Raw genomic sequence first — 18,082 nt, forward strand, 5'->3', positions numbered from 1 at the left:
GGAGAAGAATATGAGTAACGCAAAAGTTGTTGATGTTATCATTCGAAAAACGGCAGAAAAAACGAAATTAACCGGTGAAGGGAATCTCTCGGTCTCTATTTCATCGCCGAGCGTGATTGAAATTCAGGGTTCTGCTCAGGACGTGGTGCGTTATGTCCGCCAGGGGAATGACCTCCTCATTTATATGAAAGATGGCAGCGTGATCCGCTGCAATAATTATTTTGTCGAAGACACGGAAACCCATAATCATTCCGAACTGGTATTTAACGATAACCAGGAGTTGACGCATATTTCATTTGCCGATGCCGGGGAAGCATCAGGCGTTGCCGCCACCGAATTAACCGCCCAGGCTGCACCCATTAGCAGCATTGAACCTTTTCTGGAGCAGGGAAGCGTCTTAAGCGATGCGCCGTGGGGCTGGATTGCCGGAGCGGCGTTGGGAGGCGGTGCGATTGGCGCACTGCTGGCTCACGGCGGTGACGGCGAAACCAAAACAAAAGTTATTGATAATACGAAAGAAGTCGAAAGCGCCACGCCAACATTTTTGCTGACGGATAACGCGGGTGACAAGCAGGGGGTGCTGAGTGCAAAAGAGGTCACGGATGATAACACCCCAACCTTCAGCGGTACCGGGCAGCCGGGCGCGACCATTCAGGTTAAAGACAGCAGCGGCAGCACCATCGCCAGCACCATGGTCGCAAAGGACGGCACCTGGACGGTAACACTTCCGACCCAGGCGGACGGGGAACATACCTGGTCCGTCGTCCAGATCGACGGCAGTAAAACGACCTCTGCGGGCAGTATTACCGTAACCGTTTCTACAGCGGATACCAGCGTGACGCTCGCCACCACGGCGGGCGATAACGTGATCAACGCCAGCGAGCAGGCCGCTGGCTTTACGCTGTCCGGCACCAGCAAAAACCTGGCGCAGGGAACGGCGCTTACCGTCACGCTGAACGGTAAAACCTATTCCGCAGAAGTGGGGGCAAACGGCGCATGGAGCGTGAAGGTGCCTGCTGCTGACGCGCAGGCGCTGGGCGATGGTACCTGGACGGTCAACGTCAGCGGCAAAGACGCGGCGGGCAACACCGTGACCGGCAGCCAGACGATTGGCGTCGATACCGCTGCGCCAGCGATTTCTGTCGACACGATCGCCCAGGACAACATCATCAACGCGGCTGAACATAATCAGCCGCTGACGCTGACCGGAAAAACCGATGCGGAAGCGGGCCAGATTGTGACGGTCACGCTGAACGGCAAAAATCACACGGCGACCGTGGGCAGCGACCGCACCTGGTCCGTTACGCTTTCGGCCAGTGAAGTACAGGCGATGGCTAACGGCGAGCACACCCTGACGGCAAACGTCAGCGACAAAGCGGGTAACGGGGCCTCCACCACCGCCGATTTCACGGTCGATACCGCAGCGCCAGTGGTCACTATCAACACTGTCGCGGGCGACGACATTCTGAACACCAGCGAGCAGGGGCAGGCTCAGATTATTTCCGGCCAGGCGAACGGCGCGGCGGCGGGCGACGTTGTCACCGTGACCGTTGGCGGCAAGACCTTTACCGGTGTCGTCCAGGCGGACGGCAGCTGGAGCGTCGGCGTGCCAGCCTCTGTCATTGGCGCGCTGGGTGAAGGTAGCCACAGCATTTCGGTCTCCGTGACCGATGCGGCGGGCAACACCGGCAGCGCGACGCACGGCATTACGCTCAGCGGCAACCCGCCGGAATTTACCCTTGACCCCATCAGCCAGGATAACGTCCTGAATGCGCTGGAGGCCATGCAGCCTCTGAGCCTGAGCGGGACCAGTAATCTGCCGAACGGCAGCGCTGTCACCGTGACATTGAACAACGTTAACTATCAGGCCACCGTTGAGAACGGTAGCTGGTCCGTTCAGGTGCCGGTTTCCGACGTGCTGGATCTGGCGAATACCCTTTACACCGTGAGCGTCAGCGGCACCGACAGCGTGGGTAACAGCGGCTCCGCCGAGGCGAATCTGCTGGTCGATACCGCGCTGCCGCAGGTGATCCTCAACACCTTTTCCGGGGATAACCTGGTCAATAACGCCGAAGCGGCGGTTGACCAAACCCTCAGCGGACGCGTCACCGGCGCGGCGGCGGGCGATACCGTCTCTGTCACCGTGGGCGGCAAGAGCTACACCGCGACGGTTGGCAGCGACCTGAAATGGAGCGTGACCATCCCATCGGCCGACCTTCAGGCGTTTGGCGACGGCGAGTTAACCTTCAGCGCCTCTGTCACCAATGCGCACGGCAACACCGGCACCGGCGAACGTGATATCAACATCAACGCCGAACTGCCGGGCCTGCGCGTGAACACGATCTCTGGCGATGACGTGATTAACGCCATTGAACAGCAGCAGGATCTGGCCGTGACCGGCTCCAGCACTCATCTGGCCGAAGGCACACAGATCACCGTCACCATCAATAATGTTGAATACGTCACCACGGTTAACGCCAGCGGCAGCTGGCAGATTGGCGTGCCGTCGGCGGACCTGCAGGCATGGACGGCGGGAGGAATGACCGTCAGCGTCAGTGCGGAAGATGCCTGGGGCAACACCGTGGCGGCTGAACACCCGATCGAGCTTGACCTGAACGCGGTGGCCGTCACCATCGATACCGTAACCACTGACGATATGCTCAACGCGGCGGAAAAAGGCGCGGATGTCACGCTTTCCGGTCAGACGCAGGGCGTAGAGGCCGGGCAAACCGTGGTGGTGAAATTCGCGGATCAAACCTTTACCGCACAGGTGCAGCAGGACGGCTCCTGGCGCCTGACCGTTCCGGCGAGCGCGATGGAAACGCTGATCGACGGGCGGGCGCAGGTGAGCGTCAGCGTGACTAACGTCAACGGCAACAGCGCGGACGCCTCACGCGTGGTGATTGTCGATACACAGCCGCCAGCCATTACGCTTGATAACCTGACCGACGACAACATCATTAATGCGGCAGAAGCGCAGCAGGATCTGGTGCTCAGCGGCAGCACAACCGCTGAAGCGGGCCAGACGGTCACCGTGACGCTGAACGGTAAATCTTACCAGACCACGGTCCAGGCGGACGGTCGCTGGCAGTTGAACGTGCCTGCCGCCGACGTTGGCGCGCTGACCGATGGCAATGTCACCGTCACGGCCACCGTCAGTGACGTGGCGGGCAACAGCAGCAGCGCGGACCGCGTTGGGCTGGTGGATGCCACCGTGCCGCAGGTGACCATCAACGATTTCGTCACCGACACCAACACCGTTAACCAGCTGGCCCATTCACAGGCGCAGATCCTGAGCGGCTCCGTCACCGGCGCGGCGGCGGGTGATTTGGTCATCATCACCATCAATAACGTGGACTACACCACCGTGGTGGATGCGGCGGGCAACTGGAGCCTCGGCCTGCCTGCGTCCGTCGTTCAGGGGCTGACGGACGGCACCTGGACCATTAACGTCTCCGTGACCGATCGGTCCGGCAACACCGGCAGCAGTTCAGTGGATGTAGTGGTCAATACAGTCACGCCTGTAATCGGTATTAATACGCTGGCAGCGGATGACGTGATCAATGCGGCAGAGAAGGGCGAAGATCTGCTGCTTTCCGGTACCAGCAACCAGCCGGAAGGAACCACCATCACCGTTAATCTGAACGGTATCAACTATGCAGCCACCACCGACGCCAGTGGCAACTGGAGCGTTACCGTACCCGCCTCTGCGGTGAGCGCGCTGGGTGAAGCCAATTACACCGTGACGGCGAGCGTCACCGATAATGTGGGCAACAGCGCCTCTGCCACGCACGATGTGCTGGTGGACAGCTCGCTGCCGGTTGTTACCCTCAACAACGTCGCGGGCGACAATATCGTTAACGCGGCGGAAGTGGCCGCAGGGCAAACCCTGACCGGGAAAGTATCGAACGCGGCATCGGGCGATACCGTCACCATTATCATCGGCGGGCAGACATACACGGCTACCGTACAGGACGATCTCACCTGGAGCCTGCCGTTAACCCAGAGTCAGTTAACCGCGCTCGGCAACGGCGACCTGACCGTATCGGCCAGCGTGACGAACGCGCACGGTAATACCGGATCGTCTTCCCTGGATGTCACCATTGACGCCCAGTTGCCCGGCCTGCGCATTGATACCGTCGCCGGTGACGACGTCATTAACGTTATTGAACACGCGCAGAACCTGGTTATCTCCGGCACCAGCACCGACCTGGCGGCGGGTAGCACCGTCACCGTGAGCATCAACGGCAAGAGTTATTCCGCCTCGGTACTGGCGGACGGCACCTGGCAGGCTGCGGTTCCGGCCGCGGACGTCTCCCGGTGGGCGGATGGAGCGCTCACCATCAGCGCCAGCGCGCAGGATACCTCCGGCAACCCGGTGAACATCGGTACCGTGGTGGATGTCGATCTCGCCCCGGTGGCGATAAGCATCAACAGCGTGACGGACGACAACGTGCTGAACGCGGCAGAAAAAGGCCAGGATCTGGTGCTGTCCGGCTCCTCCTCGAACGTTGAAGCGGGCCAGACCGTTACCATTATCTTTGCGGGTAAAACCTGGACCACGATGGTCGATGCCAACGGCGACTGGACCTGCACCGTACCGGCTGCCGAACTGAGCGGCCTGAAGGATGGCGACGCCAGCGTACAGGTTAGCGTAACCAACATGAACGGCAACGCGGCCTCTTCCTCGCAGGCATTCAGCGTCGATACCGCCGCGCCAGCGGTCACCATCAACACCATCAGCGGCGACAACATGCTAAATGCGGCAGAGGCGGCGCAGGACCTGACCCTGAGCGGGACGTCTACTGCCGAAGCAGGCCAGACGGTCACCGTGACCTTCAACGGCAATCAGTACACCGCCCAGGTGCAGGCAAACGGCAGCTGGACGCTGGATGTACCGGCGGCGGATCTGGCGGGGATCGCAGACGGTAGCGCGGCGGTCACGGCGACCGTGTCCGATAAAGCGGGCAACCCGGCCAGCGCGGGGGCGTCCGTGCTGGTCGACACTACCGTGCCGCAGATTACCTTCAACATTGTGGCGGGCGACGACATTGTTAATATTGCCGAGCACGGCCAGGCGCTGATTGTCACCGGCAAGGTGACGGGCGCGCAGGCGGGCGATGTGATTACCCTGACCCTGAACGGCAAAGACTACACCGCCATGCTGGACGGTGCCGGTAACTGGAGCGTGGGCGTTCCGGCGGCGGACGTGGGCGCGCTGGCTAACGGCGATCAAACGATCTCCGCCACGCTCACCGATAAAGCGGGCAACAGCACCAGCGCGACGCACGCGTTTGACGTCTCCCTGACCGCGCCGGTGATTGCCATCACTACCCTGGCGGTTGACGACGTGATCAACGCGACCGAGAAAGGTCAGGATCTGCTGGTCTCCGGCACCAGCAACCAGCCGGACGGGACCCGCATCACCGTAACCCTGAACGGTATCAGTTACGCCGCCACCACCGATGCCAGCGGTAACTGGAGCGTCACCGTTCCGGCGGCAAACGTCTCGGCACTGGGCGAAGCGAGCTACAGCGTGACGGCCAGCGTGACCGATACCGCGGGTAATAGCGCGAACACCAGCCATAGCGTGCTGGTCGACAGCGCGCTGCCGCAGGTCACCATTAATGCAGTTGCCACCGACGACGTGATTAACGCAGCGGAAGTGGCTTCCGGACAAACCCTGAGCGGGAAAGTGAGCGGCGCGGCGAGCGGTGACACTGTCACGATCGGTATCGGGGGCAACACCTATACCGCGACGGTTCAGGACGATCTGAGCTGGTCGGTTAACGTGGCATCTGACGTCTTAACCGCTATCGGTAACGGCGATCTCACCGTAACAGCGAGCGTGACCAACGGCCACGGCAACACCGGCACCGGCGAGCGCGACATCACGATTGATGCCAGCCTGCCGGGCCTGCGCGTGGATACCGTGGCAGGCGACGATGTGATCAACAGCATCGAGCATACTCAAAACCTGATTATCACCGGCTCCAGCGACGGGCTGGCGAGCGGATCGGCGCTGACGGTCACCGTCAACGGCAAAACCTACGCGGCAACCGTGCTGGCGGACGGCACCTGGACGGCGGCTATTCCGGCGGCTGACGTCGGCGCGCTGAGCGCAGGTACAGTCACCGTGACCGTTGACGGCCAGAGCGCGGCGGGTAATCCGGTTTCCATCAGCCATGACGTGAAGGTGGATCTGGCGCCGGTCGCCATCAGCATCGACGCCATCGCTACGGACGACGTGATTAACGCAGCCGAGAAGGGTGCGGATCTGGTGCTGTCCGGCTCGACCACCAACGTGGAAGAAAACCAGACCGTTACTATCATTTTCGGCGGTAAGACCTATAGCGCGACGGTGGATGCCAGCGGCCACTGGACGGCGACCGTACCGTCTGCCGATTTGGGCGGACTGAAAGACGGCGACACCAGCGTGCAGGTCAGCGTCACCAACGTAAACGGCAACAGCGCCTCTGCGGGCCGCGAGTACAGCGTGGATGCCACCGCGCCGACGGTGTCGATTGAAATCGTCAGCGACAACAACATCATCAATGCTGCCGAAGCGCAGCAGGATCTGGTCATCAACGGCGTCTCTGATGCGGAAGTGGGCCAGACCGTGACCGTGACCCTGAACGGCGAGAATTACACCACCACCGTGCAGGCGAATGGCAGCTGGAGCGTCACCGTACCGTCTGCGGATGTCGGCGCGATTTCCGACGGCGATTACACCATCACGGCAGCCGTCCTGGATAAAGCGGGTAACCCGGCCTCGGCGGATCGCGATGTGCTGGTGGATACCACGGTGCCACAGCTGACCATTAACACCGTTTCCGACGACGACGTGATCAACAGCGCCGAGCATGCGCAGGCGCTGATTGTCACCGGTTCCGTGACCGGTGCGGCGGCGGGTGACGTGGTGACCGTCACCATCAATAACAAAGATTACACGGCGACCCTGGACGCTTCCGGCAAGTGGAACGTGGGCGTGCCTGCGGCGGACGTGAGTGCTCTGACCGCAGGGGATCACACCATCACCGCGGCGCTGACCGATAAAGCCGGAAACAGCAACAGCACAACGCACGAGGTTGAAGTCAACCTGACCGCGCCGGTGCTGACCATTGACACCGTGTCCGGTGACGATGTGATCAACAACACCGAGAAAACCCAGGATCTGACCATCACAGGTACGGCTTCCGGGCTGGCGGCGGGCGCGGTGGTGACCGTGATGCTCAACGGCAAAGCGTACAGCGCCACGGTAGATACCAATGGCCAATGGACTACAACCGTTCCGGCGAGCGAGGTGGGGCAACTGGGTGAAGCGCTTTACACCGTGTCGGCCTCCGCGACGGACAGCGTCGGCAACAGCACCAGCACCTCGCACACCGTGAACGTGGAATCCGTTCTGCCGGGCGTGATTATCAACACCGTGGCAGGTGACGACGTCATTAACGCGGCGGAGCTGGCAACCGGCCAGACCATCAGCGGTAAGGTGGTGAATGCCGAAGCAGGCAACACCGTGACCGTGACCATTGGCGGCAACAGCTACACCGCAACGGTGCAGAGCGATCTCACCTGGTCCGTGAGCGTGCCGGAGTCGGTGCTGACCGCGCTGGGCAACGGCGATTTAACCGTGTCAGCCAGCGTCACCAACGGCGTGGGCAATAGTGGAACGGGCGAGCGCGAAATCGTGATAGACGCGAATCTGCCGGGCCTGCGCGTGGACACCGTGGCGGGCGATGACGTGATTAACAGCATCGAACACGGGCAGAATCTGATTATCACGGGTTCAAGCGACGGCCTGACGGCGGGTACGGCGCTGACCGTCACCGTAAACGGTAAAACCTATGCGGCTACCGTGCTGGCAGACGGCACCTGGAGTGCGGCGATCCCTTCTGCGGACGTGGGTGCCCTTGCCGCAGGCACGGTCACCGTGACCGTTGAAGGGCAGAGCAGCGCGGGCAATCCGGTGACTATCAACCATGATGTGACGGTGGATCTGGCAAACGTCGCCATCAGCATTGACGCCATCGCTTCCGATGACGTGATCAACGCCGCCGAGAAGGGCGAAGAACTGGTGCTTTCCGGCACCACTGCGAACGTTGAGGAAAATCAAACCGTCACCATCGCCTTCGGCGGCAAGAACTACACCGCCACGGTGGACGCTGAGGGTAAATGGACCGCCACTGTGCCATCTTCGGATCTGACCGGTCTGAAAGAGGGTGATGCCAGCGTGCAGGTAAGCGTCACCAACGTGAACGGCAACAGCGCCTCGGCGGGCCGCGAGTACAGCGTGGATGCTACCGCGCCGTCCGTGACCATCAACACGATTGCCACAGATGATAGCCTCAACGCTTCAGAAGCGCAGTCAGACCTGGCTATCTCCGGCACCAGCACCGCCGAAGCGGGCCAGACGCTGACCGTATCGCTGAACGGCAAAGATTACACCACAACCGTCAGCGCGAATGGCAGCTGGACGCTGAACGTTCCGGCGGCGGATCTGGCAGGATTAACCGACGGCAGCGTGACGGTAACTGCCTCAGTCAGCGACAAGGCGGGTAACCCGGCGTCGGTGGACCACACTCTGATGGTGGATGTGACCGTTCCTGCGGTGACCATCCACACCGTGGCAGGCGACGACGTGATTAACGTGGCTGAACACAAGCAGGCACAGATTATCAGCGGCTCCGCCACCGGCGCGGCGGCGGGCGATAAGGTCATCGTCACGATCGGCGGCCAGACTTACACCACCGTGCTGGACGCGGCGGGTAACTGGAGCGTGGGCGTTCCGGCAAATGTGATTTCAGGCCTCAGCGACGGTACGGTGACCGTCACTGCGTCTGTCACCGACGCGGCGGGCAACACCGGCAGCGGCACGCATAATGTGACCGTCGATACCGGTCTGCCGTCGGTCAGCTTCAACGCCATCAGTGATGACAACGTCCTGAACGCCGTTGAAAAAGGGCAGGACCTGAGCGTCAGCGGCACCAGCGCCAACCTGACGGAAGGCACCGTGGTGACCGTAATTCTGAACGGCAAAAACTACACGGCGACAACTGCGGCAGACGGCACCTGGAGCCTGACTGTTCCGGCGGCGGATCTGGCCGGTCTCGGTCAGGCCAGTTACACCCTGAACGCGACCGCCACCAACGGCGTGGGCAACAGCGTGAGCAACACCGCGAACCTGCTGGTGGACACCGCGCTGCCAACCGTCACCATCAACACCGTGGCGGGCGACAACGTCATCAACGCGGCGGAAGTGGCGGCAGGTCAGACCCTGAGCGGCACCGTGGCGAATGCCGAAGCGGGCAACACCGTGACGGTGACTATCGGCGGCCACAGCTACACCGCGACGGTGCAGAACAATTTGTCCTGGTCCGTCAACGTGCCGTCTGACGTGCTGACCGCACTCGGCAACGGCAGCCTGAGCGTGACGGCAACCGTCACCAACGGCCACGGCAACACCGGGACCGGCGAGCGCGAGATCGCTATCGACGCTAACCTGCCGGGCCTGCGCGTGAATACCGTGGCGGGTGATGACGTGATCAACACCATTGAGCACGCGCAGAACCTGATTGTTTCAGGCTCCAGCGACGGGCTGGCGCCGGGCACGGCGCTGACGGTTACCGTCAACGGTAAAGATTACGCGGCAACGGTGCTGGCAGACGGCACCTGGCGCGCGGCGATCCCGTCCACCGACGTGAGCGCGTGGCCGGAAGGCACCGTGAAAATCAGCGTTACCGGCGACAGCGCGGCGGGTAACCCGATCACCATCAGCCACGATGTGACCGTGGATCTGGCTACCGTTGCCATCAGCATCAATGCGCTTGCCACCGACGACGTGATTAACGCGGCGGAGAAGGGCGCGGATCTGGTGCTGTCCGGTGCGACCACCAACGTGGAAGCCGGGCAGACCGTGACCATCAGTCTGAACGGCAGGATCTACACCACCACCGTGGACGACAGCGGCAACTGGACTTACACCGTGCCGTCAGCGGATCTGGCTGGCCTGAAGGATGGCGACGCCAGCGTGCAGGTGAGCGTCACCAACGTGAACGGCAACAGCGCGTCTGCGGGCCACGAGTACAGCGTGGATGCTACCGCGCCGTCCGTGACCATCAACACGATTGCCACAGACGATATCCTCAACGCCACGGAAGCGCAGTCAGACCTGGCAATCTCCGGCACCAGCACCGCCGAAGCGGGCCAGACGCTGACCGTGTCGCTGAACGGCAAAGATTACACCACAACCGTGAGCGCGGACGGCAGCTGGACGCTGAACGTTCCGGCGGCGGATCTGGCAGGATTAACCGACGGCAGCGTGACGGTCACTGCCTCAGTCAGCGACAAGGCGGGTAACCCGGCATCGGTTGATCACACTCTGACGGTGGATGTGACCGTTCCTGGGGTGACCATCCACACCGTTGCAGGTGACGATGTGATTAACGCGGCTGAACACAATCAGGCGCAGATCGTCAGCGGCTCCGCCACCGGCGCGGCAGCGGGCGATAAGGTCACCGTCACGATTGGCGGCCAGACTTATACCACCGTGCTGGACGCGGCGGGTAACTGGAGCGTGGGCGTTCCGGCCAGCGTCATTTCAGTCCTCAGCGACGGCACCGTGACCGTCACTGCGTCTGTCACCGACGCGGCGGGCAACACCGGCAGCGGCACGCATAATGTGACCGTCGATACTGGTCTGCCGTCGGTCAGCTTCAACGCCATCAGCGATGACAACGTCCTGAACGCGGTAGAAAAAGGGCAGGACCTGAGCGTCAACGGCACCAGCGCCAACCTGGCAGAAGGCACCGTGGTGACCGTAATTCTGAACGGTAAAAACTACACGGCGACAACTGCGGCAGACGGCACCTGGAGCCTGACGGTTCCGGCGGCGGATCTGGCGAGCCTGGGCGAAGCCAACTACACCCTGAGCGCGACCGTCACCAACGGCGTGGGCAACAGCGTGAGCAACACCGCGAACCTGCTTGTCGACACCGCGCTGCCAACCGTCACCATCAACACCGTGGCGGGCGACAACGTGATTAACGCGGCGGAAGTGGCTGCGGGGCAGACCCTCAGCGGCAGGGTAACGAACGCTGAGGCGGGCAACACCGTGACGGTGACCATCGGCGGCAACAGCTACACCGCGACGGTGCAGAGCGATCTGACCTGGTCCGTGAACGTGCCTGAGTCGGTTCTGACGGCGCTGGGCAACGGCGATTTAACGGTGTCTGCGACCGTCACTAATGACCATGGCAATTCGGGAACGGGCGAGCGCGATATCACTATCGACGCCAGCCTGCCGGGGCTGCGCGTGGATACCGTGGCGGGCGATGACGTGATCAACAGCATTGAGCATGGTCAGAATCTTATCGTCACTGGCTCAAGCGATGGGCTGGCGGCGGGCACTACGCTCACCGTGACCCTGAATGGCAAGACCTATGCCGCGTCGGTACTGGCAGACGGCTCCTGGACCGCGGCGATCCCGGCGGCAGACGTGGGCGCTCTGGCCGCAGGCACGATGACCGTCACCGTAGCGGGCCAGAACGCGGCGGGCAATCCGGTCTCCATCAGCCACGACGTCACCATCGATCTGGCAGCCGTGGCGATCAGCATCGATGCCATCGCCACCGACGACGTGATTAACGCGGCGGAGAAAGGCGCGGATCTGGTGCTTTCCGGCAGCACATCCAATGTGGAAGAGAACCAGATCGTTACCATCACCTTTGGCGGCAAGTCTTACACCGCCAAAGTCGATGCCGACGGTAACTGGACGGCGAGCGTGCCTTCCTCGGATCTTGCGGGTCTGAAAGACGGCGACGCCAGCGTGCAGGTGAGCGTCACCAACGCGCACGGCAACAGCGCTTCGGCGGGCCGCGAATACAGTGTAGATGCCACCGCGCCAACCGTGACGATTGACACGGTCGCAGGCAACAACGTGATCAACGGCAGCGAAGCGGCTGCGGGCGTGGCCATTTCCGGCACCACCACGGCGGAAGTCGGTCAGACGGTAACCGTAACCTTCGGCGGGAACAGCTACACCGCGCAGGTTCAGCAGGGCGGCGTCTGGAGCGTTAACGTGCCGGGCACAGACCTGTCCGCCCTGGCGGATAACGGCTACACCGTGCAGGTGAGCGTGAGTGACGCCGCGGGTAACCCGGGCAGCGCGGGTAAAGCGATTACGCTTGATACCACGCCGCCGACCGTCAGCTTTAACGTCGTGGCGGGTGATGACGTCATCAACAGCGTGGAGCACGGGCAGGCGCAGATCGTCAGCGGCACCGCAACCGGCGCCAGCGTCGGCGATAAGCTGATTATCACCATCGGTTCGAATCAGTACACCACCACCGTTGACGCCAGCGGTTACTGGAGCGTGGGCGTTCCGGCCAGCGTGATTTCCGCACTGACCGACGGCACCGTAACCCTCAGCGCGACTATCACCGACAGCGCAGGCAACAGCAGCACCCAGACCCATGACGTGGTGGTAAATACCGCATCGGTCGCGCTGACCGTCAACACCCTCAGTGGTGATGACGTGATCAATGCGGCAGAAGCGGGCGCGTCGCTGGTTATCAACGGTTCCAGTGCGCAGTTCGCCAGCGGTACGCAGGTCACTATCACCCTGAATGGTAAGAGCTATACGGCCACCATTCAGAGCGACGGCGCCTGGCAGACCACCGTTCCGGCCGCCGACGTGGGCGCTCTGGCCGACGGCGCGAGCTACCAGGTTTCTGCTTCGGCGCAGGACAGCGCCGGGAACAGCGCCTCGGCGACGCATACCATCAGCGTGGACACCACCGTGCCGGTGATTAGCGTGAACACGTTGTCGGGCGACGACGTGCTGAATGCGGCGGAAGCTCAGCAGCCGCTCACCGTACACGGCTCTTCCAGCGCGGAAGCAGGCCAGACGGTGACCGTCACGCTGGGCGGAAAAACCTACACTGCGCTTGTCGGCAGCGATGGCACCTGGACGCTGGACGTTCCGGCGGCAGACCTGGCCGCACTGAGCCAGGGTGCGCTGACGGTGACCGCCGTGGTCAACGATAAAGCCGGTAACAGCGGCCAGACGACCCATACCTTAACGGTCGATACCGTCGCACCAGCCGTCACCATCAGCACCGTGGCCGATGACGATATCGTCAACAACGCCGAGCAGCTGGCGGGGCAGACTATTAGCGGGACCACCACCGCGGAGCAGGGCCAGACGGTGACCGTCTCCTTCAACGGGCACAGCTATCAGGCGACCGTTGGAGCAGACGGTTCGTGGTCGGTCTTCGTGCCGGGCCGCGACTTCCTCGGCCTGAGCGATGGGGATTACACCATTACGGCTACGGTGAGCGATAAGGCGGGTAACCCGGGCAGCGCAACACACGACGTGACGCTGAACGGCGACGTGCCGACCATCGTCATTAACACCTTTGCCCAGGACGATATCGTCAACGCCGCCGAGCACGGCACGCCGCTAATTGTCAGCGGCACCACCGACGCGCCTGCGGGCCAGACGGTGACCATTACGCTTAACGGTAAAACCTACACGGCTACCGTTCAAAATGACGGCACCTGGAGCTATACGGTCGGCAGCGCAGACGTGACCGCGCTGGCGGACGGCGGTTCGTACGTGATCAATGCGCAGGTGAGCAACGCAATCGGCAACAGCGCCAGCGATAACCACAGCGTCACCGTGGATCTCACCGCACCGTCAATGGGGATCAGCATTGATTCCCTGCAAAACGATACCGGCCTGAGCGCGAGTGACTTCATCACCAACGATAAGCAGGTGGTGGTGAACGGTTCCCTGACCGCGCAGCTCGGTAATAACGAGAAGGCGCAGATCAGCCTGGACGGCGGCGTCACCTGGATTGACCTGACCGTGACCGGCACCACCTGGCGCTACACCGATGGGCGTACCCTGACGGACGGGACGTACCCGTACCAGGTGCGCGTCATTGATAATGCGGGCAACGTTGGGGCAACGGACAGCCAGGACGTGGTAATCGATCTGACGAAGCCTGCGGCGACGAGCATTACCGTGGATTCCGTCTCGCAGGATACCGGCCTGTCCGACAGCGACTTCATTACCAGCGACAACCAGATTAGCCTGAAAGGGACGCTCGGCGCGGCCCTGGGCAGCGGCGACCACGCGCAGATCAGCCTGGACGGTGGCGCGACCTGGACTGACGTGAGCGTCAGCGGTCTGAGCTGGACCTACGTTGATGGCCGCACGCTGGCCGACGGAGACTACAACTACCAGCTGCGGGTGATTGACGACGCGGGGAATATCAGCGCCACCACCAGCCAGGTGGTGACCATTGATACCGTCGCGCCGGACGCCAGCAAAACGATCGCTATCGACAGCATCAGCGACGATACCGGCCTGAGCAGCAGCGACTTTATCACCAATGATACCTCCCTGACGCTGCACGGCTCGCTCGGCGCAACGCTGGCCGACGGCGAATATGCCCAGATTAGCATCGACGGCGGTGTCACATGGCAGAACGTGATCGTCACCGGCAACAGCTGGTACTACGTGGACGGCCGCACGCTGGGTAACCAGACCTATGACTACTACGTTCGCGTAGTGGATGCGGCGGGCAACGTGGGTGCCAGCGCTCATCAGCAGGTGATGGTCGATACGGTCGCGCCGGATGCGGCGATTACGGTGACCGTGGATAACATCACCGTCGATACCGGCTTCGACAATAACGACTTCCTGACCAGTTCGACCTCGTACACGCTCAACGGGACGCTCGGGGCCGAACTCGGGGCGGGTGAGTATGTGCAGGTGAGCATGGATGGCGGCACTACCTGGGTTTACGCCACGGTAAGCGGCACCCGGTGGAGTTATAACGACGCGCGCACCCTGGCCGACGGCGACTACCGCTATCAGGTGCGGGTTGTCGATCAGGCGGGCAACGTCGGGGCCACCACCACGCAGGACGTGACGGTGGATACCCAGGCGCCGCAGTACGGCATCACCATTGACAGCATCAGCGAAGATACCGGGCAGTCCGGGAGTGATTTCATCACCATGGACACCTCGCTGACGATCAACGGCTCGTTGGGCAGCGCGCTGGCCAGCGACGAGCGCGTACAGATCAGCCTCGACGGCGGCAATACCTGGATTGACACTGCCGTCACTAACCAGCGCTGGAGCTATACGGATACCCGCGATCTGGCGGACGGGGATTACACCTGGCAGGTGCGGATCATCGACCAGGCGGGCAACGTCGGCTCAACCTCGTCGCAGGTGGTAACGGTTGATACCACGCCGCCTGAAACGGTGGGAACGGTTGTCAGCTATACCGACGGGGAAGGTGAACGTACGGGCACGTACGGCGCATCAGTCGCGACGGACGATACCTCACCGCTGATCAACGGTACGCTTAACCGTGCTCCGGAAGACGGCGAAATCGTGCAGCTTTACCGGGATGGGATCTTGTTGGGTCAGGTCACAATGAACGGCAGCGCAAGCTGGTCCTATCAGGACAACGGCCTGCTCGACGGGAATCACACTTACATTCTGCGCGTCACCGACAAAGCCGGTAACTACACGGAATCGGATGGCTTTGTGCTGAACGTCGATACCAGCATCCCGACCACCACGGCGGCGATTACTGCCCAGACCACCTCGGATACCACGCCGATTGTCAGCGGTACGGTCTCCGCAGACCTGGTAAACGGTGAATATCTGGTGGTGACGGTGAACGGGAAAACCTACACCTCCCAGACCGGCGGCGCGGTGGTAGTCGACCCGGATCACAATACCTGGTATCTGCAGATCCCGGACAGCGATGCCCTGAGCGTGGCGAACTACGACGTAACCGCGCAGGTGAAGAGTAGCGCGGGCAACGGTAACACCACCGGTACGGCAACCGGTAGCCTGGTGATCGATACCACCTCGGTGAATACCGACTGGGCGACCACTGCGGGTAACCTGAATAACTCGACCATGACCGTCGGCACGAACAGCAGCGGCCTGTGGAATATCATTGCTAACGGCCAGTCTTACTCCAGCAGCGATAGCTCGACCTATGCCGGCAATACGCTGAGCAACACCCGTGGCTATTACGTAGTGAGTCAGACCGCCGCCGACTTTGACCGTAACGGCACCCAGGATATTTTCGCAACTGAGAACACCTACGCGGGTTCTACGCAGGTGATGTGGACCTACGATGGCAGCAGTTACACCGCCAGCCAGCTGGCAATGGGGACCACCATCTGGTACGGCGGCGTAATTGCCTACGATAAAACCGGGGATGGCTATCTGGATCTGGCCTACGGAGATGCCGGTATGGATTCCCTGACCTACCTGGTTAATACCAACGGCGTTCTGTCGCCGGACGGCACCGGCGGGGAAGGTGGATTCTACGGCCAGTTCGATTCCGGACGTGAAATCTCCGGCGTCGACCTGAACAACGACGGCACCGTGGACATCGTGCAGCACACCAACCGCAGCGGGGCGTACTCGCTCACCGTGATAAACAACAACGGGAACGGTACGCTCTCCATTGGCCAGAACCTGACCAACGTGTTTGTGGCCAACGCCTCGAATACCACCACGGCGGCGTCCATGACGTGGGCGGACTTTAACGGCGATGGCTACATGGACCTGTACCTGGGCAGCAGCTACAACAACAACGGCGGGGTGATTTACTACAACGACGGTACCGGGCAGCTTTCCACGACCAAAAGCGCGGTGGAAGCCTCTAACGCCACGGCGGGCTATCTGTCGGTGGCGGTAGACTGGAACGGTGACGGGCAGATGGACATCATCAAGCTCAGCACCTACGGCAGCTCACAGACGGCGACCCTGTTCACCAACAACGGCTACGGCTCAACCTGGACTTCAAGCCAGCTGGCGTCAGGGCTTGCTAATGTCACCGGCGTCGCCGCGGTGGACTACAACTGGGATGGTGCGCAGGATCTGCTGGTGTCTCAGCAGAATGGCAAGGTGGTGCTGGTGCAAAACAGCAAAACCATTGCTGACGGTACCGCGATGCATCTGCACATTATCGATAGCGAGGGCATCAACGCCTACTACGGCAACACGGTCAATCTGTACAACGCCGCGGGCGTACTGGTGGCCTCGCAGATCATCAACGCCCAGTCCGGCATTGGTTCGAATGATACCTCTGCGCTGGTAAGTTTCTACGGGCTGGATCCGAACGAAACCTACTCGGCGGAGATCGTGAAGATCACCAACGGCGTGTCGGATAACGTCACCTGGACCGGCCTGGACGCGAGCAACGGCAAAGAGGGTTATGTTCTCACCGCCGAAGCGGCCACCGGCGGCCACAGCGGAACCATTACCGGAACCGGGTATAACGACACCTTTATCGCAGAGGATGGGACCTATACCTATAACGGCTCCGGCGGCTGGAATACCCATTCCGACTACGACACCTGGAGCAATACCGGCGGCATGGACGTGGTGGATTACCGCAATGCCACCTCTGGGATAACTGTTGATTTGCGCCTCTCTACGGCGCAGGACACCGGCTTCGGTACCACACGGTTGTTGAATATTGAAGGGATTAACGGCTCCGACCATGACGACGTGATCACCGGCAACAGCGGTGATAACCAGTTCGAAGGCCGCGGCGGTAACGACACCTTCAACATCGGCAGCGGCGGTCAGGACACGCTGCTCTATAAGCTGATCAACGCGTCTGACGCGACGGGCGGCAACGGTAGCGATGTGGTGAACGGCTTTACCGTCGGTACCTGGGAAGGGACGGCAGACACGGACCGCATCGATCTGCGCGACCTGCTTTCCGACAGCGGCTATACCGGCACCGGCTCGGCGAGCTACGTGAACGGCGTGGCGACGCTGGACAGTAGCGCGGGCAACATTGCTGACTACATCCGCGTGGTGCAGAACGGCAGCAACACCGAGATCCAGGTTGACCTCGACGGGACGGGCGGCCAGTTCTCGCCAACCACCCTGGTGACGCTGAACGGCGTGCAGACGGATCTGGCGACGCTGCTGGCAAATCATCAACTGTTAATTGCGTAAAACAACGCCGCGGGGAGCGATCCTCGCGGCTTTTTGCGTTTCTTTACATTAATAGCCATAACCCTC

The 18,082-nt window shown here is 61.7% G+C and carries 1 protein-coding gene; it reads left to right on the top strand.

Annotated features, from left to right (window positions below; all coding sequences use genetic code 11):
• Positions 1-10 precede the first annotated feature (10 nt).
• On the top strand, positions 11-18,016 hold the full coding sequence (locus IM282_RS07260; RefSeq protein WP_192970278.1) for an Ig-like domain-containing protein: 18,006 nt from the start codon (positions 11-13) through the stop codon (positions 18,014-18,016).
• The last annotated feature ends 66 nt before the right edge of the window (positions 18,017-18,082 follow it).

The sequence above is a fragment of the Enterobacter cloacae complex sp. P29RS genome (genome assembly GCF_014893445.1).
GTDB classification, from domain to species: domain Bacteria; phylum Pseudomonadota; class Gammaproteobacteria; order Enterobacterales; family Enterobacteriaceae; genus Enterobacter; species Enterobacter intestinihominis.